This window comes from Haloferax sp. AB510, from assembly GCF_024136985.1.
GTDB lineage: Archaea > Halobacteriota > Halobacteria > Halobacteriales > Haloferacaceae > Haloferax.
In genome coordinates, this window is the sequence record NZ_JAMYJY010000034.1 from 1 (window position 1) to 17,847 (window position 17,847).

The window sequence follows — 17,847 nt, forward strand, 5'->3', positions numbered from 1 at the left end:
CCGGCGGCGACGAGCGCGCCGGGAATGGCGAGCGCCGTTGGCGAGTCGAGGTCAGTCGCGTCGAGCGCGAGCCACGTCACGCCGGCGACGACGGCCACGGAGAGATAGACCGCGGGGGTGCCGGCGAGCGGTTCGACCGCGGGCGGGAGCGCGTCGATGACGTAGAGGACGTGCAGCGCCGACCCCGACACCATCCACGGGACGAGTGCGGCGACGTGGGCGGGCGTGACCGTCGGGCGCGTGCGACGCAGTCCGATGCCGACGCCGACGAGCCCCGCGACGAGGGCGACGAGGTAGGGAAGCGGCGGGAGCGCGAACCCCTCGGGGAGAATGGCCATGCAGGAGGCGCGGCGGGGCGGCGTGAAAGCCTTACGTTCTTTAGCCTCGGGTCGCCTCGACAGGGTATGAACCGAGCCGACCTCGCCGCCCGCATCGACCACACGGTCCTCGGACCCGAGACGACGATGGCCGACGTGGAGGCCGTCCTCGACGACGCCGACGAGTGGGGGATGAACGCCTGCATCCCGCCGTGCTACGTCGGCGAGGCGAGCGAGTACGCTCCGGACGTGTTGCTGGCGACGGTCGTCGGCTTCCCCCACGGCCAGCACACGACCACGGCCAAGCGCGAGGAGGCCGTCGACGCGTGGCAGGCCGGCGCGGACGAACTGGACATGGTCATCAACGTCGGTCGGCTCAAAGCCGGCGAGGACGAACTCGTGACCGAGGACATCTCGGAGGTCGTCGCGGCCGTCCCGATTCCCGTGAAGGTCATCATCGAGACGGCGCTCCTCACCGAGGAGGAGAAACACCGCGCCTGCGAGGCGGCCGTCGAGGCCGACGCCGCCTTCGTCAAGACCTCCACCGGCTTCGCCGACGGCGGCGCGACGGTCGAAGACGTGACGCTCATGGCTGAGTACCTGCCTGTCAAGGCCTCCGGCGGCGTCGGCTCCTACGACGAGGCGGTCGCCATGTTCGAAGCCGGCGCGGAGCGCATCGGCGCGTCGTCGGGCGTCGACATCGTCTCGGGCGCGCCAGCGGAATAGGTCGGTCGTCGGCCGGTTGGCATCGCGCGGTCGCCGGTGCCCAACACTGATTACCCGACTCCCGAGAACCCAGTACCATGCTCCGAGGCGGGCCAGCCGTTCAAATCGGCGTCATTCTCGTGTCAGTTCTGGGGCTCTGGGTCGGCGCGCGGCTGTTGGTCGATGCCGCCGTTCGGTCGGCTCGGCGGTTCGGCCTCTCGGATCTCACCATCGGGCTGACAATCGTCGCAATCGGGACCTCGACGCCGGAGCTCGTGGTCGCCGTCGACGCCGCGTACAAGGGATTGGGCGACATCGCGGTCGCGAACGTCCTCGGTTCGAACATCTACAACGTGGCGTTCGTGTTGGGCGTCATCTCGCTGCTCCGAGTGATTCCGGTCGCGGAGTCCCTCGTCTATCGCGACGGGGCCGCTCTGCTGGCGAGCACGCTCCTCGGCGGCCTCGTCCTGTTCGACCTCCGGGTCACGAGGCTCGAAGGCGCGCTCTTGGTCGTGGCGTTCGTCGCTTACACGGCGTACCTGCTCCGAGGGCCCCAGTCGGACGGGGACGAAGCGACCGCCCAGTCGCTCGGTGACGGCGGCGTGACCCGCCCGATAACCGAACGAATCGACTTTCCCGGACGAGACGCCGTGTTCCTCTTAGGCGGGTTGGGGCTGGTGTTGGTGAGCGGCGACTACATGGTGCTCGCCGCGTCGGAGTTGGCCCGCGGTGCCGGCGTCTCCGAGTGGGTCATCGGCGGGACAATCGTCGCGGCGGGCACCTCGACCCCGGAGTTCGCCGTCTCGCTGGTCGCGCTCCGACAGCGGAGTCTCGGGGTCTCGGTGGGCAACATCGTCGGCAGCAACATCCTCAACATCACGGGCATCGTCGGCGTTGCGGCGGTCGCCAGCCCGCTCGTGGTGAGCGAGGCGGCGCTCGGGACGTTCGCGTGGCTCGTCGCGGTCACCCTCCTGATAGTCGCCGCGCTTTGGACGGGGAGAGCCCTGTCCCGCTTGGAAGGTGCCTTCTTCGCAACGTCCGAAGTCACTCGGTGGATACTGGGGCTCCTCTGAGGGGCGCCGGACCTCCCTGAAGCGGTTCGTTCTGTCGGCTGACCGCGACCAGCACTCTTCTGCTACTCGGCCCGCAGCGCGACGAGCCGCCGCGGTCCGTCGTCGCCGCCGGATTCGACCGCGAACAGCGCGTCGCCCGCTGGCGTCGGGCCGGTCAGTGCGCGACCCGCGAGGTCGTATCGCCAGCGCTCGGCCCCGATGCGGGTGTCGTCGAAGCCGACGCCGCCCCCGGCGTCGTAGGCGACGACGCCGCCACTCTTGCTCGTGTCCGAGACGAATACGGTGTCGCCGGCACCGGCGGGCGGAGCGAAGAAGTCGTCGCCGGCCGCCCATGAGGGGGAGCCGGCACGCTTGTCGAAGGCGTCGAGGCCGGTCCCGTCGGTCGAAAAGACGCGCCGGGGGCCGACGACGAGCGAGCCGTGCGGCGAGGGGTCTTCGTGGTACCAGTCCACAGCACCGGCGCGGAGGCCGCCTCTGAGTCGCGCGACGCCCGCGCCGAAGAAGCCCGCGAACACGTCGTTCGACTCGGCGATTGCGAGCGACTGCACGCCGCCCGGGTGTTTGGTTCGCCACCGCCCCGTCGCGCCGCGCTCGACGCCCTCGTCCTGGAATGAGAACACTTCGCCGCCCTCCGTTCCCGCGACGACGGTGTCGTACCGGGCCGCGAGGGACCGAACCGGGCCGAACACTTCCTCGCGCCACTCGACGGTCCCGTCGCTGGCGCGGACGCGGTAGAGGTTTCCCGCGGTGTCGGAGGCGTAAAGTCGGTCGCGGTCCGGTTCGGGGCGGACGACGGGTGCCCAGACGCTCGACTCGGTCGGCGCGTGCCACGCTTCCTCGCCGTCGTGGGTGAACGCGAGCACGCCGGTTCTGGTCCCGACGTAGCCGATGTAGACGCGCTCCGAATCGACCGTCACCGACGAGCGGAAGCCGCTCTGGGGGTCGCTTTCGACCGACCACAGTTCGGTTCCGTCACCGACCGAAAACGCCCGGAGGCGCTCGCTGGTCGCGAGGTACACCGTCTCGCCGAACACGACCGGGCGCGCCAACTCGATACCGTTGACCTCGACGCCCCACGACTCGCCCGGATTCGAGGCCGGGCCGGTCGCGCGCGGGTTGTAGCCCGTTCCCTCCGGCGAGAAGTAGGGGTGCGGCCAGTCAGCGCGCCCGTCGCCCGTAGAGCCCTCGTCGCCGCCGACACAGCCCGCGAGTCCGGCGGCCGCGCCGGTTCCGAGGGTCCCGAGGAACGTTCGTCTCGATAGGTCCGCGTCGGGTCGCGTCACGATTCCGAATCTCCCGTGGTCGCGGCTGTCTCCGCGGTTGCGTTCGTCCCCGAAGCTGACTCGTCGGCGTCAGCGTCGCCGACGACGGTCATGCTCAGCAGGTTGTTGTCACGGACGACCGGGCAGTACACCCGCCGGTCGGTCGCGGCGAGCGAGTGGCCGACGTAGCGACCGAGCGAAATCGACCAGCGCTCGCGGTCGCCGAACAGGCCGCCGTCGTCGGTCCGGTTCAGCGCGACCAGTTCGCCGTGACCCGTTCCGACGTAGACCGTGTCGCCGACGATGCTCGCGGCGGAGACGGTCTCGTTCGGGTCGTACGTCCACCGCTCCTCGCCGGTCGCGCTGTCGAGTGCGCGGAGTTCTCCGCGGGCGGCGTAGAGGCGCTCGCCGTCGAACGCGAGTCGCTTGTGGACGCCGCGGTCGTCCTCCCAGACCACGTCGCCGTTTCGCCGTTCGAGCGCGGCGATTCGGTCCCAGCCGGCGATGTACACCCGCTCGTCGCCGACGACCGGCACGACGGCCTCGGCCGTCTCGGTCGAGACCTGCCAGTAGGCGCTGCCGTCCGTGCCGAGGCAGTAGAGGCGCTGGCCCTCGGTGACGACAAACACCGAGTGGAGGTTGACCGCGAGGGGCCGCCGGACCGCGCCGAACAGCGACCGCGTCCACCTGACCTCGCCGGCGTCGATGTCGACCGCGCAGACGCGCTCGTCGTCGAGGCCGAGAAACAGCGTCTCGCGGTCGTTGGAGAACGCCGGCGGCGTCCGCGGGCGGCCCGGGAGTTCGATAGTTCGGAACTCCCGGCCGGTCCGAGCGCGGTAGAGCGCGAGTCGGTTCGGCCCGTGGACCGTCACGCCGAGCGAGTAGACGACGCCGTCGAGGACGGCCGGGGGGGTCCACCCCTCGCCCTGTGCGGCCCACAACTCCTCCCCGGCGGCCGGGTCGATTGCTCGCATCGGGTCGCCGGGCGTGTATCCCACCCCGTCGACGGCGACGGGTTCGACGGAGTCCATCCCGAAGTCGGGTTCGTACTCGACGGTCGGCTCGGCGATGGGTGTCCCCTCGCGGAGAAACGCGGTGTTGGCGTCGTCGTGGGCGTAGGTCGGCCAGTCGCTTTCGAAGCGGACGCCCTCTGCGGAGTCGTCGTCCGTCTGGTCGTCGCCGCCGCCGAGGCATCCGGCGACCCCGGCGACCGCGCCCGCTCCGAGCAGGCGAAGCACGCCGCGGCGGGTGCTGGTGCCTGCGGCGGGCGGAGACGAACTGCGAGCGGCGGACGAAGCCACGCTGTCGGTCGCGGCCGAGTCGCTGGTGGAGGGCGAATCCGGCGGTGTCCTTCGGGAGCGCATCTACCACAACTGCACAACACAATGACAAGTAACTTTTCGCCCGGAGCGGTGGCGAGGGCGCGAACGCGAGGGGGACGCGTGGGGATGTGGAATAACGGTGAAAAACGAGGTATCGGGGCCGAAATCGTCGGCTCAGGCCGCGGGTCTGGTGCGGCGGGCGGCCGAGCGGTCGTGCAGCATGCTTCCGAGTGCGCCGCCGATAGCGCCGGGGATACCCGCGAGGGCGATGATGACGATGGCCGCGGCGAACACGGTCAGGCCGAAGAACACGCCCGCGAACAGGACGTTCATGATGACGAGGCCGATGGCGACGATAATCGCGCCGAGCGTCGTGCCGACGAGGCCGTTGAGCGCACCGTCGGCCATGCCGGTCGTGACGAGGTAGCCGGCGACGAGGCCGCCGATGATACCCGTGAGGACGTAGCCGACCGTGGGGAGCGTGACGTTCGTGAATGGGACCGCGAAGCCGCTGAGGATGCCGACGACTACGGTCGCGATGAACCCGTAGGCGATGGCGCGCATGTTGAACTTCATAGCGGATCTAAATACACCACTTGAGATAATGAATTATATTCGTCCTTGAGCGGATGATACGGCCGGCACGAGACTCATCGGCGACGGAGCGTCCGGCCGGCGCGATGCTCTGTTCAGCGTGTTCGTCGGCGTCGGCGGCGGCATCCACGTCAAGCGGGTGGTGGCGTTCGAGAGACGATATCACGACCCGCGGACGCCGGTAGTCTCGGGGGAGACCGCGGCGTTTTTGCCCGCTGACCCGGTACGTGGGATAACCGAATGGCCCGATACCACATCGAGACATACGGCTGTACCTCGAACCGCGGCGAGAGCCGCGCCATCGAGAGCGCGCTCCGCGACGCCGGTCACTACCGCGTCGACGGGCCCGAGGAGGCCGATGTCGCCATCATGAACACCTGTACGGTCGTGGAGAAGACGGAGCGGAACATGCTCCGTCGGGCCAAAGAGCTGGAGGCGGAGACGGCGGACCTCATCATCACGGGCTGTATGGCGCTCGCGCAGGGCAACGACTTCCGCGAGGAGGGCATCGACGCCCAGATTCTCCACTGGGACGACGTGCCGACCGCCGTCACCAACGGCGAGTGTCCGACTCCCGGTCCCGGCGTCGAGCCCGTCTTGGACGGCGTCGTCGGCATCCTGCCCATCGCCCGCGGCTGTATGTCGAACTGCTCGTACTGCATCACGAAGTTCGCCACGGGGCGGGTCGATTCGCCCTCCGTCGACGAGAACGTCGAGAAGGCGCGGGCGCTCGTCCACGCCGGCGCGAAGGAACTCCGCATCACGGGACAGGACACCGGCGTCTACGGCTGGGACAAGGGCGACCGGAAGCTCCCCGAGCTACTGGACCGCATCTGCACCGAAATCGACGGCGAGTTCCGCGTCCGCGTCGGCATGGCCAACCCCGGCGGCGTCCACGGCATCCGCGAGGAACTCGCCGCGGTGTTCGCCGAACACGACAAGCTCTACAACTTCATCCACGCGCCGGTGCAGTCCGGCTCCGACGAGGTGCTCGAACACATGCGCCGCCAGCACCGCGTCGACAAGTTCAGAGAAATCGTCGAGACGTTCGACCGGGAGCTTGCGTACTGGACGCTCTCGACGGACTTCATCGTCGGCTACCCGACCGAGACCGACGCGGACCACGAGCGGTCGATGGAGCTGCTCCGCGAGATTCGCCCCGAGAAGGTCAACGTCACGCGCTTCTCGAAGCGCCCCGGCACCGACGCCGCCGACCTGAAGGGCCTCGGCGGGACGCTCAAAAAGGAGCGCTCCAAGGAGATGTCCGAGGCGAAGATGGACATCGTCGCCGCCGCCTACGACGAGATGGTCGGCACGGAGCACGAGGTGCTCGTCGTCGAGGAGGGCACCGGCGACTCCGTGAAGTGCCGCGACGAGGCCTACCGCCAGATAATCGTCCAGAACGCGACCGAACACGGCCTCGAACCCGGCGACTTCGCCCGCGTGAAGGTGACCGCCCACCAGACCGTCTACGCCTTCGCCGAGCCGGTCGAGGCACAGCCCGAACCGCGAGAGCCGACCGCCGCCTGAGCGGTCGATTCCGCGCCGTTTCGCGCTGTTTCAGGGCCGCTCCGCCGGCTCGCACTCGTTTCTCAGTTCTCGTCGCGCCCCGGAACACCGTCTTCGCCGACCCGGAGAAACATCCCTTTCGACGCCGGCGCGGTCGGTTCGAACCCCCAGCGCTCGTAGTAGCCATCCACGTCGGCGAGGAGGTTCACGAACGCCGACGGCGGGGCCTCGCGGTCGAGGTAGTCCACGAGCGCGTCCATCACGCGGGTCCCGAGTCCGCGGCCCTGATGGTCGGGGTGGACCGCCACGTCGACGACCTGAAAGACGGTGCCGCCGTCGCCGACAAGCCGACCCATGCCGACGATGCGCTCGTCCGAGCCGTCGTCGCCGGTCGCTCCCTCGAAGACGACGCGCACGCCGAAAATCGTGTTCGGAACGCCGCGCTCGGCGGCCGCGAGGGTGCGCGGGGGCATCCCGGCGGCGTCGCGGAGGGAGACGTACGTTTCGGGGTCGGGAAACTCGGGGACGAGGCGGTAGTGGTCGGTCACGAGTCGACCGTCGAACCGCCCCGTCCTAACGGTTTCTCTCACGCCGGTGTCGGCAACAAGATTGATAGCGACTCGCGGGGTGGCAGCATCCGTGTCCGACGGCAGTCCATCGGAGGTCCGAACGTTCGCGAGAGACACGCTGGAGACGGTCGCTATCGTCGCCGCGGTCGGCGCGGTGCTCTTTGCGGTGAGCGGCGTGTGGCCCCCGATGGTCGCTATCGAGAGCGGGAGCATGCAACCGACCCTCGAACGCGGCGACCTCGTCGTCGTGACCGCGGAGGGTCGCTACGGCGGTCCCGCGGCCGACGAGCACGGCGTGGTCACGGCCAACGCGAGCGAGGGCTACGGGCGACTCGGCGGCTCGGGAGACGTCGTCGTCTACGACGCGCCGTCGCACTCCACGCCCATTATCCACCGTGCGGTCTTCTGGGTCGACGACGGGGAGAACTGGTACGACCGGACCAACGAGTCCTACGTGGACGGCGCGGATTCCTGTGCGGAACTCCTGAACTGCCCCGCGCCGCACGCCGGCTACGTCACCCGCGGCGACAACAACGACTACTACGACCAAGCGCGAGGCATCGCCTCGCCCGTCCGGCCCGACTGGGTGCAGGCGAAAGGCCAGTTCCACGTGCCGTATCTCGGGGAACTGCGGTTAGAACTGCAGAAACTGCTCTGAGGGGTCGCCGACGCGTCAGCGACCGTCGCCGCCGTCGGGCGAGAACATGGTGTAACGCTCCGTCTCGTCGTCTTCCTTCCACTCGCCGAGTTCCCGCGGGTCGATGTGGACGAACACGTCGTCCACCTCGTCGATGTTCCGAATCGCTTGGACGACCCACGTCTCGATGTCGTGGGCCTCGGCAATCGTCATGTCGCCTTCGACCTCGATGTGGAGGCTCACGTCGATTTCGGGGCCGACGTAGTGGGCGACCACGTCGTGTGCGCCGTAGACGTCGGGGTGCGACAGGGCGGTCTGGACGATGAGCGCTCGGAGGTACTCCGGCGGGGCGGCCCCGACGAGGTAGTTCACGTTGTCGCGGACGATTTCGTAGCCGGTGTAGACGATGCCGATGGAGACGACCATGGCGGCCAGCGGGTCCAAGATGGGGTAGCCGAACTGGCCGCCGACCACACCGACGAGCGCCGCGCCGGCGGTGAGGATGTCGTTTCGGTTATCGACGCCGGCGGCGACGAGCGCGGGCGAGTTCTGCTCGCGGCCGACCGAGTAGCAGTAGCGGTAGAGGACGTACTTGGCCGCCGCCGCGACGACGAGGACGACGACGCCGAGCATCCCCGCGTCCCCGCCGTAGGTTCCGGTGAGGATGCTGGACGTGCTCTGCCAGAGAATCGCCCCGCCGGCGGCGAAGATGCCGACCGCGACGAAAAGCGAGACGAACGGTTCGATTCGCTCGTGGCCGTGAGGGTGTTCCCAGTCCGGGGGTTTCGTCGTCAGGTAGAGGCCGCCGAGGATGATTGTGCTGTAGACAACGTCCGAGAGACTGTTGACCGCCTCGGACCCGAGGGCCAGACTCCCGGTCGTCCACCACACGCCGCCCTTCCCGAGGACGAGAAGCAGATTCGCCACGAGGACGACGAATCCGACCCGACGGATGGCCCGCTTTCGCTCCATTACCGTGGCTTTCGGGAGTGGGGTTCAAATGCGCTTCGGGCCGGAGCGGCCTATTAGACGCACTTGACGTGAGTTTTAGAGCCAGTCTAATTCGAAGTAAACCGCGTCGTCGTCGCCGTCGACAGCCGCGCCGTCGAGTCCGGCGAACGCCTCGTGAAGTTGGTCGTAGGAGTCGTCGAGCGCCTGCACGAGCACTTTCGTGTCGGAGATGACCGGCATGAAGTTCGTGTCGCCGCTCCACCGCGGGACGACGTGCGTGTGGAGGTGGTCGTCGATGGAGCCGCCGGCGGCCGAGCCGCCGAGGTTCTCGCCCGCGTTGCAGCCGTCGGGGTCGAAGGCGGCGTCTAACGCGGTGAGCGTCTTCGATTTGAGCCGCGCGTGATCGAGGAGTTCCGCGTCCGAGAGGGCGGCGAACTCGCCGGTGTGGCGGTACGGGATGACCATGACGTGGCCCGGCGCGTAGGGGTAGTTGTTCAGGAGGACGAACGAGTGCGGGGAGCGGGCGACGATTTTGCTCTCTCGGTCGTCGTCGCGCTCGGGGAGCGCACAGAAGGGACAGCGGTCGTCGTCCGGGTCGTCGGCGTCGGCCGCGTCTTGGTCGTCGTCGCGGGCGACCCACTCGATGCGCCACGGGGCGAACAGTTGGTCCATGGCGGCTCAATGGACCCGGACGTGCAAGCCGTTTCGGTCTCGGGGCGACCGGTTTGGCCCCGCCCGGCCCGACTATCGCGTGAGGTTCTCGTAGCCGTCTTCCGTGACGATGATGGTGTCTTCGGCCTGTCCGACCATCGCGCCCTCTTCTTCTTTCAGGACGGGGTAGCCGCGGAGGATGCCCTGCTGTTCGAGCCGACGGATGGCCATCTCGGAGCGGCCGCCCTCGAACCAGCGGGCCGCGAAGGGGAGCAGTTTGTACTTCTCGCGCACCTCGTCGAGCAGTTTGCGCGACATGCGGTCGCGGACCGAGCGGTCGTTGACGAGGCTGTAAATCTCGTTTTTCGAGCCCTCGGTGACCTTGCCGGAGCCGTCGGTGGCGAACGGTTCGATGGCGATTACGTCGCCGACTTCGAGTTCGACGCCGCGGTCCGCGCCGCGGTTCGGGATCGTCGGGTCGGTGTGGGCGTCCCACTGCTCGACGCCGTGGCCCGAGAGGTTGAGGACGGGCGTGTAGCCGTAGCCGCGAATCACGTCCTCGATTTCCGCGCCGATTTTCCCGGTGTGCGCGCCCGCTTCGACCATGTCGAGGGCGGCGTCGAGCGCCTCCTCCGCGGACTCGACGAGTTCGTCGTTGCCCGAGAGGTCGACGGTCACGGCGGAGTCGGCGATGTAGCCGTCGACGTGGACGCCGACGTCGAGACAGACCATGTCCTCGCCGAACACGGTGTCGTCGTCGCGGCCGGGGCTGGCGTGCGACGCCTCCTCGTTGACGCTGATGTTGACCGGGAAGGCACAGCCGTCGGCGAGTTCGCGGATGCGTTCTTCGGCGTGTTCGGCGACTTCGAGGTGGGTGACGCCCGGTTCGACCATCTCGGCCGACTCGTCTAACACCGTGCGGAGGACCTCCCCTGCCTCTCGATACTTCTCGACCGTCTCGTCGTCGAGGGGTCCGATGCTCATGGCTGCGACTTCGCGGCCGCGCCGGAAAGCGATTGCGGGATGGCTGGCGACCGACGGCGAGTCACCGTACCCTGCTCGCGCGGTGTGAGTGATAACCACTACCGTGTCTATATAGCACAACATTCCGAAACTAGCAACCCTTTCTTAGGCCGGGATGCTCTGCAACAGGAGAGAACGTTTCCAATGAGTGTCCCATCCTTCCACCCCGACGTCGCCGAGCAACACCTTCGAGTCGACATCGACGACTGGGACGACGTGTACGTCGTCGGCGACGTACACGGGTGTCTGCCGGCGCTCGAACGCCTCGTCGACCGGCTCGACCCCTCCGAGGACGACCTCGTCGTCTTCGTCGGCGACCTCGTGCGGAAGGGCCCCGACAGCAAGGGCGTCGTGGACTACGTCCGCGAGCGCGACAACTTCCTGACCGTCCGCGGCAACAACGAGGAGAAGCTCATCCGCGGCACGAAGGAGATAGACGCGCTGACCGACGACGACCTCGAATGGATATCGAACCTCCCGGTCGCCATTACGTGGGACGGGGCCATCGTCGTCCACGGCGGCGTCCACCCCGAAAAGCCGCTCGACGAACACGATATCGACGACCTCGAGAACACCCGGGCGATGAACCCCGGCGACAGCTACGACGGCCCGTTCTGGTTCGAGTACTACGAGGGCCCCGAGCGCGTCTTCTTCGGTCACACGGTCATGGCTCACCCCGCCGTGTTCAAGCACGCGATGGGCCTCGACACGGGCGCAGTTTACGGCGGCGCGCTCACGGCCTACGACCTCCACGCCGACGAACTCGTCGCCGTCGAGGCCGAGGTCACCCACGAGTCGCGGAAGGACTCGAAGATTCTCGAACCCCGCCAGCCCGCGTTGGTCTGAGCCCCGCCGAGGCGAAGGTGGGAGCGACGGCGGAGGCGGCGAACTAAAGGTCGCCGCCGAACCATTTCCTCTCAGCACATGTCCGACGACGAGGCTCGCGGCGGCGACTCGCAGGCCCGACACGCCAGTCAGCGGACTGCGCCGGTCCGCGCCCGCGAGCGCGGTGACGACGAGTCCCCCCCCGGCCGACGCCGACCTTTCCGACCCCGCGCTGTACCTCAACCGCGAACTCAGCGAACTCGCCTTCCACGAGCGCGTCCTCAACGAGGCGATAGACGACCGCAACCCGCTTTTCGAGCGCGTCAAGTTCCTCTCGATTCTCACCTCGAACCTCGACGAGTTCTTCATGAAGCGCGTCGGCGGGCTGAAACAGCAGATGGCCGCGGGCGTGAGCGAACTCTCGCCCGACGGGCGGACCCCGAACCAGCAGTGGTCGCTCGTCCTCGACCGCGCCCGCGACCTACTCGGCCGGCAGTCCGACTGCTTCCACGACCTCGTCCGGCCCGCGCTCGCCGACGCGGGCATCGAAATCGTCGGCTACGACGACCTCGCGGCCGACGAGCGGGCGGCCCTCCGCGACTACTTCGAGGCCTCGGTCCTGCCGACGCTCACGCCCCTGACGTTCGAGCCGGCCCATCCGTTCCCGTTCATCTCGAACCTCTCGCTGTCGCTCGCGGTCCGAACGACCGAGGGCGACGACGAGCCGACGAAGTTCTCGCGGGTCAAAGTCCCCGGCAACCGCCCGCGACTCGTCAACGTGGACGAGCGCGTCGGCGGCGCGGACGGGAAAGAGGAGTCCGCTGACTCGTCCGTGTCCGCCGCCGCCCCCGTCAGGTTCGTTCCGCTCGTGGCCGTCATCGAGCGCAACATCGACCTCCTGTTTCCGAACGTCGAGGTCATCGACACCTCCGCGTTCAGGGTGACGCGGAACGCCGAGGTCCGCCGCAACGAGGAGGTCGCCGAGGGCCTCATCGCCACGATAGAGGACGTGCTCCGCCAGCGCCGGTTCGCCACGGTCGTCCGCTTGGAGGTCGAGTCGGGGACGCCCGAGGCGGTCCGCGACCTCCTCGCGGAACAGCTCGACGTGGACGACCCCGAGGTGTTCGAGCGCGACATGCCCCTCGACTACGGGAGCCTCACGTCGCTTTTCGACCTCGACCGCCCGGAACTCGAAGTCGCGCCGTGGACGCCCCAACCCCACCCGCGGTTCGCCGGCCGCTCGGCCGACGACCCCGAGTCGGTGTTCGCCGAAATCGCCCGCAAGGACGTACTCGTCCACCACCCGTACCACTCGTTTACGGGCACCGTCGGAACGTTCCTCGCGGCCGCCGCGGCCGACCCCGACGTGCTCGCCATCAAGGCCTCCATCTACCGGACTGCGCCGGACTCCGAGGTCATCGAGACGCTCATCGAGGCCGCGAAGAACGGCAAGCAGGTCGCGGTGATGGTCGAACTCAAAGCGCGGTTCGACGAGGAGAACAACCTCCGGTGGGTCCGCCGCCTCGAAGAGGAGGGCATCCACGTCGCCTACGGCACCATCGGGCTGAAAACCCACTCGAAGACTGCGCTCGTCGTCCGCGAGGAAGACGACGAGGTGCGGCTGTACTCCCACGTCGCCACCGGCAACTACCACTCCCAGACCGCGAAGCTCTACACCGACCTCGGGCTGTTCACGGCCGACCCCGACATCGGCCAGGACCTCGTGCGCCTGTTCAACTTCTTCACCGGCCACTCGCGACAGAAGGCGTACCGGAAACTGCTGGTCGCGCCGACGAACCTCCGGGAGAAGATGACTCGCCTCGTCCGCCGGGAGGCCGACCACGCCCGCGCCGGCCGCGACGCCCGCATCGTCGCCAAGATGAACGCCCTCGAAGACCCCGCGATGGTCCGCGAACTCTACGAGGCGTCGATGGCCGGCGTCGATATCGACCTCGTAGTTCGGGGCATCTGCCGGCTCAGACCCGGCATCGACGGGCTCTCGGAGAACGTCTCGGTGTCGAGCGTCGTCGGTCGGTTCCTCGAACACTCGCGAATCTACTACGTCGAGAACGCGGGCGACCCGGAGTACTACGTCGGTTCTGCCGACTGGATGACCCGCAACCTCGACCGCCGGGTCGAGGCCGTCGCGCCCGTCGAAGACCCCGAACACCGCGCCGAACTCGACGCCGTCCTCGACGCGCTCCTGTCGGACAACCGCCGGCGTTGGGTGATGGACGCCGACGGTCGGTACCAGCAACTCCGCCCGGCAGACGACGCACAGGAAGTCGAGGCGCATACTGTCCTGATGAACCGGGCGCTGGCGGAGACCCACCGGCCGAAGAACGGCGACCACGAGGCGTAGCGTGCCCGACACGACTGGCTCGCACGTTTAGTTGGACAGAAGACATATTCTGGACCACGTTGCAGGCGAGTCTATGGACCCTCCTCGCCCCCGAAGACGTATCCTCCAGCGTGCCGGCGTCGCTCTCGTCTCCGGAATCGGTCTCGCAGGATGTCTCGCCGACGAACCGACTGGTGATGACTCTCCCACCACGACACACCCCGAGACGACCGGTGACCAGACGGCAACACCGGAATCCGAGACAGCAGTTCCACTCGCCGAAATTTCAGACGAGGACGCCAAAGCCCGAGCGCTCGCCGCCGAGGAAGCCTATCTCGAAACCCGTCTGCAGAACGCCACCTGTCTCCTGAGTTGGGGAACGACGCCGACGACGGCGAGCAAAGAAGCGATGGTCGTCGAACGCTCTGCCGACGGCGTCGTCGTCGACGTGACGCATCCGTACTGGTACGGCAAAGAAGGCGAAGAAGCGGACTCGTCCTCGGAGGCGTTCTACCTCGTGACCGAGACGGACGTCGAACGCACCAGCGGTGACGACGTCTCTCCCTGTTGACCCGAACCGTGTACCGCCGAAAAATAGCCGTCGTCAGGCGCTCGGTTGCACCCGCGCGAGCACGTCGCCGCGGTCGAAGTCGCCGCCCTCCGCGACGAGTATCTCCGTGACCGTCCCCGCGGTCGGCGCGGCCACGTCGATGCTCACCTTTTCGACCTGTATCTCGCAGAGCGTCTCGCCCTCGTCGACCGCCGAGCCCTCGCGGACGAACCAGTTGGCGAGGTAGCCCTCGGCCACGTCGTCCGCGTCGTCGGGCCACGAGTCCGCCGAGTTCACGTCGAGAGCGTCGCTCATCGTCCGCCTCCGTCTCTGTCTTCGCTTCCGCTTCCGGCCTCGATTCCGTCTCCGTCTGTTTCGGGCGCTCGTCTCATTCGTGGAGTTCGCGGACGGCCGCCGCGATGTCGTCGGTGCCGGGGTTGACCTCGTCTTCCAGCGAGCGGGCGTAGGGAATCGGCACGTCGGGAATGGCGAGGCGCTTGACGGCCGAGAGGTCGTCCAGTGCGCCCTCGGCGGCCCGCGCGATGATTTCGCCCGTCACGCCGAACGACTGGTAGTCCTCGTCTACGACGAGGAGTTTCCCGGTCTTGCGGACCGAGTCGAGCACTGTCTCGGTGTCGAGGGGAACGAGCGTCCGGAGGTCGATGACCTCGGCGTCGATACCGTCGTCGTCAAGCTGTTCTGCGGCCTCCATCGCCCGGTGGACGTGCAGACCGAGAGTGACGACGGTCACGTCGTCGCCGGGGCGCTTCACGTCGGCCTCGCCGAACGGAATCGTGTAGTCCTCTTTGGGGACGCCGGTCTTCGGGCCCGAGGGCGACGGCATCCAGCCGAGACCCATCAGGCGCTTGTGGAACATGTAGACGACCGGGTCGTCGTCGCGGATGGCGCTGTGCATCAACCCCTTGGCGTCGTAGGCCGTCGAGGGGACGACGACTTTCATCCCCGGCAGGTGGGCGAAGGTCCCGTAGAGCGTCTGGGAGTGCTGGCCGGCGTCGTTGTAGGTGCCGCCGACCGCCGTGGTCAGCACCATCGGGACCGAAAAGGACCCGCCGCTCATGTAGGTGTTCTTCGCCATGTTGTTGTAGATCTGGTCCATGGCGACGCCGAAGAAGTCGACAAACATCAGTTCGGCAATCGGGCGCATGCCGGCCTGTGCGGCCCCGACGGCCGCGCCGAGGTAGGCCGTCTCGCTGATGGGTACGTCCATCACGCGGTCGCGGCCGAACTCGTCCAAGAGGCCGGTCGTACTGGAGAAGATGCCGCCGTAGTCGGCCACGTCCTCGCCCATGTAGAACACCTCCTCGTTCTCGCGCATCTCCCACGCGATGGCCTCGACCATCGCCCTGCTCATGGTCAGTTCGCGGTCCGTCTCTGTCGCTTCCGTGTAGTCTCGTGATTCGGTCGCCATCAGTTGTCACCTCCCGTCTCGTCGGCGTCACCCGACGCGTCCGCCGCGCTCCCGCCGTCCGTTGCCGCCTGCGCCGGCGGGTTCGTAAACACGTTCTCGTACGCCTCCTCCGGGTCTGGTTCGGGCTGTTCTTTCGCCCACGAAATCGCCTCTTCGACCCGCTCGTGGGCGCGCTCTCGAATCTCGTCGAGTTCGTCGTCGGTCACGCCGTGCGAGCGGAGGTCCTCGGCGAGTCGCTCGATGGAGTCACGCTGTTTCGCGCGGTCGATGTCGGCCTCCGGGCGATAGGCCTCGGCGTCACCCATGAAATGACCCATCCGGCGGTGGACCTGTACCTCGATGAGCGTCGGCCCGTTGCCGTCGCGGGCGCGCATCACGGCCTCGCCGGCGGCCTCGTAGACCGCCGTGGCGTCGTCGGAGTCGATGCGGACGCCCGGAAGGTCGAAGCCGGCGGCGCGCTGTGCGCCGTTCTGCACGTCGGTCACGCGGTCTTTCGGCATGCTGATGGCCCAATCGTTGTCCTCGACGACGAAGACGACCGGGAGGTCGTGGACCGCCGCGAGGTTCAGCGATTCGAGGAAGCCGCCCTGGTCGATAGCGCCCTCGCCGAGGAAGGCGACGGCGACCGAGTCGGTGTTCCGCTTTTTGGCGGCCATCGCCGCGCCGACCGCCGGCGGACAGCCCTGGGCGATGATACCCGAACACGCGAAGTTCACGTCGGGGTCGAACAGGTGCATGTGACCGCCCTTCCCGCGGCACAGCCCCGTCTTCCGGCCGAAAATCTCGGCTGTCATGCGCTTGAGGTCGACGCCTTTCGCGATGGCGATGTGGTGCGGTCGGTGCGGCGCGGTCACCGTGTCGTCGTCTCGGAGATGCATGCAGACGCCCGCTCCGGACGCCTCGTGGCCGGCCGCGAGGTGGAGTTCGCCGGGAATCGGCCCTGCCGAGATGTCGAACGCCGGCTGCTTGCCGACGAGATACTCGTCCACCAGTCGCTCCTCGTAGTGACGAGCAGTCACCATCTGCTCGTACATCGTCTGTAGGTCGGTAACACTCACCATGGTTGGCGTTCGGGTGTACTCCCGATTGTATATTAACATTAATTGTGTAAGTCATGACCATCAGAACGAGCGGACTACGAATTCAGGAGGGTCGACGGGTCGAGACAGGCCTAAGCCGCAGTCCGCCGTATCGTCTCGTATGAACGACACGACGCCGAACCTCGTCTCGATACCCGTCGGTGACGCGGTGCTGGAGGGCGACCTCCGCATTCCGCCCGGGGCGTCGGGACTCGTGGTGTTCGCCCACGGCAGCGGCAGCAGTCGGGAAAGCCCGCGAAACAACTTCGTCGCCGAGGTCATCCGCGACCGCGGGGTCGGGACGCTCCTTTTCGACCTGCTCACGGAGGCGGAGGACGAGCAGTACGAAACGAGGTTCGACATCCCGCTTTTGACCGACCGATTGCTCGGCGCGACCGAGTGGCTCCGCGGCCGCGACGACACCGCCGACCTCGACTACGGCTATTTCGGATCGAGCACTGGCGCGGCGGCGGCGCTCCTCGCGGCCGCCGACCTCGGCGACGACACCGGTGCGGTCGTCTCTCGCGGCGGGCGCGTCGACCTCGCGGAGTCCCGACTCGGCGACGTGACGGCACCGACGCTGTTCGTCGTCGGCGGTGCCGACGAACCAGTTCTGGGGCTGAACCGCGACGCGTTCGCGGAACTCGACTGCGAGAAGTCGCTGGAAGTCGTCGAGGGCGCGGGCCACCTGTTCGAGGGGCCGGGCGAGCTGGACGAGGTGGCCGACCTCGCCGCCGACTGGTTCGAAGCAAACCTCGGCTGAGCGCATCGCTCGCGGAGTCGAGTACGGGGCGACCGGGGCGACTGGGGGGTCGGGACGGTCAGCGCGAGAACTTGAGGTCTTTCGCGGGGTCTTCGACGACGACCCACCAGCGGACGTCCTCCTTGGGGTGGCGGCGCTCGACGTGTTCGTCGAGCCGGTCGCCGGAGTCGAAATCGCGGCCGCAGAGGTTGCAACGGTGGTGTCTGTTGGCCATGGCTACGGATACGCCATAGATGATAATCAACAT

Annotated in this window: 19 protein-coding genes and 2 pseudogenes; 9 read left to right on the plus strand and 12 right to left on the minus strand. The window is 67.8% G+C overall.

The genetic code is table 11. From position 1 onward, the window contains the following. Positions 1-338: pseudogene (locus tag NKF06_RS08625) on the minus strand (DUF63 domain-containing protein); the annotation flags it as partial. A 66-nt stretch (positions 339-404) separates the two neighbouring features. Between NKF06_RS08625 and deoC the strand changes: the two are divergent. Both deoC and NKF06_RS08635 read left to right on the plus strand, forming a co-directional pair. After that, a complete protein-coding gene (deoC, locus tag NKF06_RS08630) occupies positions 405-1,043 on the plus strand; it encodes a deoxyribose-phosphate aldolase (protein WP_058828476.1) in 639 nt (212 codons plus the stop codon). A 77-nt stretch (positions 1,044-1,120) separates the two neighbouring features. Next, positions 1,121-2,095, plus strand: a complete 975-nt coding sequence (locus NKF06_RS08635) for a sodium:calcium antiporter (RefSeq protein WP_253245153.1) — start codon at positions 1,121-1,123, stop codon at positions 2,093-2,095. A 62-nt stretch (positions 2,096-2,157) separates the two neighbouring features. Here NKF06_RS08635 and NKF06_RS08640 read toward each other — a convergent pair whose 3' ends face one another. Beyond that, positions 2,158-3,378 carry a PQQ-binding-like beta-propeller repeat protein gene (locus NKF06_RS08640; protein WP_253245154.1) on the minus strand — a complete coding sequence of 407 codons (1,221 nt, stop codon included), beginning with the start codon at positions 3,376-3,378 and terminating at the stop codon, positions 2,158-2,160. Further along, complete coding sequence (locus NKF06_RS08645; RefSeq protein ID WP_253245155.1) at positions 3,375-4,595, minus strand: PQQ-like beta-propeller repeat protein; 1,221 nt, start codon at positions 4,593-4,595, stop codon at positions 3,375-3,377. The genes NKF06_RS08640 and NKF06_RS08645 overlap by 4 nt, the downstream gene beginning before the upstream one ends. Before the next feature lie 16 nt (positions 4,596-4,611). On the opposite strand from NKF06_RS08645, the gene NKF06_RS21150 reads away from it, so the two are divergent. Then, positions 4,612-4,746, plus strand: coding sequence for a hypothetical protein (locus tag NKF06_RS21150; protein ID WP_309142120.1), 135 nt, complete (start codon positions 4,612-4,614; stop codon positions 4,744-4,746). 107 nt (positions 4,747-4,853) lie between these two features. Here NKF06_RS21150 and NKF06_RS08650 read toward each other — a convergent pair whose 3' ends face one another. Beyond that, entirely contained in the window at positions 4,854-5,255 is a 402-nt protein-coding gene (locus NKF06_RS08650) for a DUF5518 domain-containing protein (RefSeq protein ID WP_253245156.1), read from the minus strand. Positions 5,256-5,513: 258 nt separating this feature from the next. On the opposite strand from NKF06_RS08650, the gene NKF06_RS08655 reads away from it, so the two are divergent. Then, positions 5,514-6,803 carry a tRNA (N(6)-L-threonylcarbamoyladenosine(37)-C(2))-methylthiotransferase gene (locus NKF06_RS08655; protein WP_253245157.1) on the plus strand — a complete coding sequence of 430 codons (1,290 nt, stop codon included), beginning with the start codon at positions 5,514-5,516 and terminating at the stop codon, positions 6,801-6,803. A gap of 62 nt (positions 6,804-6,865) precedes the next feature. Here NKF06_RS08655 and NKF06_RS08660 read toward each other — a convergent pair whose 3' ends face one another. Next, positions 6,866-7,330, minus strand: a complete 465-nt coding sequence (locus NKF06_RS08660) for a GNAT family N-acetyltransferase (protein ID WP_253245158.1) — start codon at positions 7,328-7,330, stop codon at positions 6,866-6,868. A gap of 91 nt (positions 7,331-7,421) precedes the next feature. Between NKF06_RS08660 and NKF06_RS08665 the strand changes: the two genes are divergently transcribed. Next, the gene (locus NKF06_RS08665; protein ID WP_058828482.1) at positions 7,422-8,009 is read left to right on the plus strand and encodes a S26 family signal peptidase; all 588 of its coding nucleotides are present in this window, start codon (positions 7,422-7,424) and stop codon (positions 8,007-8,009) included. Between the two features lie 15 nt (positions 8,010-8,024). Here the strand turns inward: NKF06_RS08665 and NKF06_RS08670 are convergent, their stop codons facing one another. The 3 genes from NKF06_RS08670 to map form a co-directional block, all read right to left on the minus strand. Beyond that, positions 8,025-8,960, minus strand: coding sequence for a cation diffusion facilitator family transporter (locus tag NKF06_RS08670; RefSeq protein ID WP_253245159.1), 936 nt, complete (start codon positions 8,958-8,960; stop codon positions 8,025-8,027). 75 nt (positions 8,961-9,035) lie between these two features. Then, the gene (locus NKF06_RS08675) at positions 9,036-9,611 is read right to left on the minus strand and encodes an HIT domain-containing protein (protein WP_253245160.1); all 576 of its coding nucleotides are present in this window, start codon (positions 9,609-9,611) and stop codon (positions 9,036-9,038) included. Between the two features lie 72 nt (positions 9,612-9,683). Next, positions 9,684-10,574, minus strand: a complete 891-nt coding sequence (gene map / locus NKF06_RS08680; RefSeq protein WP_058827731.1) for a type II methionyl aminopeptidase — start codon at positions 10,572-10,574, stop codon at positions 9,684-9,686. Between the two features lie 183 nt (positions 10,575-10,757). Between map and NKF06_RS08685 the strand changes: the two genes are divergently transcribed. The 3 genes and pseudogenes from NKF06_RS08685 to NKF06_RS08695 all read left to right on the plus strand — a co-directional run bounded on the left by NKF06_RS08685 (position 10,758) and on the right by NKF06_RS08695 (position 14,350). Next, entirely contained in the window at positions 10,758-11,459 is a 702-nt protein-coding gene (locus tag NKF06_RS08685; protein ID WP_058827500.1) for a metallophosphoesterase family protein, read from the plus strand. Between the two features lie 78 nt (positions 11,460-11,537). Further along, a pseudogene (gene ppk1 / locus NKF06_RS08690) lies at positions 11,538-13,800 on the plus strand (polyphosphate kinase 1). A gap of 73 nt (positions 13,801-13,873) precedes the next feature. Continuing rightward, complete coding sequence (locus NKF06_RS08695; RefSeq protein ID WP_253245161.1) at positions 13,874-14,350, plus strand: hypothetical protein; 477 nt, start codon at positions 13,874-13,876, stop codon at positions 14,348-14,350. 33 nt (positions 14,351-14,383) lie between these two features. Here NKF06_RS08695 and NKF06_RS08700 read toward each other — a convergent pair whose 3' ends face one another. From NKF06_RS08700 to NKF06_RS08710, 3 genes are all read right to left on the minus strand, one after another. Then, positions 14,384-14,644: a lipoyl domain-containing protein gene (locus tag NKF06_RS08700; RefSeq protein WP_115805052.1), complete on the minus strand. Its 261-nt coding sequence runs from the start codon at positions 14,642-14,644 to the stop codon at positions 14,384-14,386. Positions 14,645-14,717: 73 nt separating this feature from the next. Further along, entirely contained in the window at positions 14,718-15,758 is a 1,041-nt protein-coding gene (locus NKF06_RS08705) for an alpha-ketoacid dehydrogenase subunit beta (RefSeq protein WP_253245162.1), read from the minus strand. After that, a complete protein-coding gene (locus NKF06_RS08710; RefSeq protein ID WP_058827732.1) occupies positions 15,758-16,792 on the minus strand; it encodes a thiamine pyrophosphate-dependent dehydrogenase E1 component subunit alpha in 1,035 nt (344 codons plus the stop codon). Before NKF06_RS08710 ends, NKF06_RS08705 begins: the two co-directional genes overlap by 1 nt. Positions 16,793-16,958: 166 nt before the next feature. On the opposite strand from NKF06_RS08710, the gene NKF06_RS08715 reads away from it, so the two are divergent. Further along, a complete protein-coding gene (locus NKF06_RS08715) occupies positions 16,959-17,600 on the plus strand; it encodes an alpha/beta hydrolase (RefSeq protein WP_253245164.1) in 642 nt (213 codons plus the stop codon). A 58-nt stretch (positions 17,601-17,658) separates the two neighbouring features. On the opposite strand, the gene NKF06_RS08720 is transcribed toward NKF06_RS08715, so the two are convergent. After that, positions 17,659-17,814, minus strand: a complete 156-nt coding sequence (locus NKF06_RS08720; RefSeq protein WP_172795790.1) for a hypothetical protein — start codon at positions 17,812-17,814, stop codon at positions 17,659-17,661. Positions 17,815-17,847 lie beyond the last annotated feature (33 nt).

What these genes read in the sequence shown, in the direction of transcription:
- NKF06_RS08695 (WP_253245161.1), top strand. Translation starts at nt 13,874, where the DNA reads ATGGACCCTCCTCGCCCCCGAAGACGTATCCTCCAGCGTGCCGGCGTC.
- deoC (WP_058828476.1), top strand. Translation starts at nt 405, where the DNA reads ATGAACCGAGCCGACCTCGCCGCCCGCATCGACCACACGGTCCTCGGA.
- map (WP_058827731.1), bottom strand. Translation starts at nt 10,574, where the DNA reads ATGAGCATCGGACCCCTCGACGACGAGACGGTCGAGAAGTATCGAGAG.
- NKF06_RS08675 (WP_253245160.1), bottom strand. Translation starts at nt 9,611, where the DNA reads ATGGACCAACTGTTCGCCCCGTGGCGCATCGAGTGGGTCGCCCGCGAC.
- NKF06_RS08655 (WP_253245157.1), top strand. Translation starts at nt 5,514, where the DNA reads ATGGCCCGATACCACATCGAGACATACGGCTGTACCTCGAACCGCGGC.
- NKF06_RS08715 (WP_253245164.1), top strand. Translation starts at nt 16,959, where the DNA reads ATGAACGACACGACGCCGAACCTCGTCTCGATACCCGTCGGTGACGCG.
- NKF06_RS08710 (WP_058827732.1), bottom strand. Translation starts at nt 16,792, where the DNA reads ATGTACGAGCAGATGGTGACTGCTCGTCACTACGAGGAGCGACTGGTG.
- NKF06_RS08720 (WP_172795790.1), bottom strand. Translation starts at nt 17,814, where the DNA reads ATGGCCAACAGACACCACCGTTGCAACCTCTGCGGCCGCGATTTCGAC.
- NKF06_RS08635 (WP_253245153.1), top strand. Translation starts at nt 1,121, where the DNA reads ATGCTCCGAGGCGGGCCAGCCGTTCAAATCGGCGTCATTCTCGTGTCA.
- NKF06_RS08705 (WP_253245162.1), bottom strand. Translation starts at nt 15,758, where the DNA reads ATGGCGACCGAATCACGAGACTACACGGAAGCGACAGAGACGGACCGC.
- NKF06_RS08650 (WP_253245156.1), bottom strand. Translation starts at nt 5,255, where the DNA reads ATGAAGTTCAACATGCGCGCCATCGCCTACGGGTTCATCGCGACCGTA.
- NKF06_RS08685 (WP_058827500.1), top strand. Translation starts at nt 10,758, where the DNA reads ATGAGTGTCCCATCCTTCCACCCCGACGTCGCCGAGCAACACCTTCGA.
- NKF06_RS08670 (WP_253245159.1), bottom strand. Translation starts at nt 8,960, where the DNA reads ATGGAGCGAAAGCGGGCCATCCGTCGGGTCGGATTCGTCGTCCTCGTG.
- NKF06_RS08700 (WP_115805052.1), bottom strand. Translation starts at nt 14,644, where the DNA reads ATGAGCGACGCTCTCGACGTGAACTCGGCGGACTCGTGGCCCGACGAC.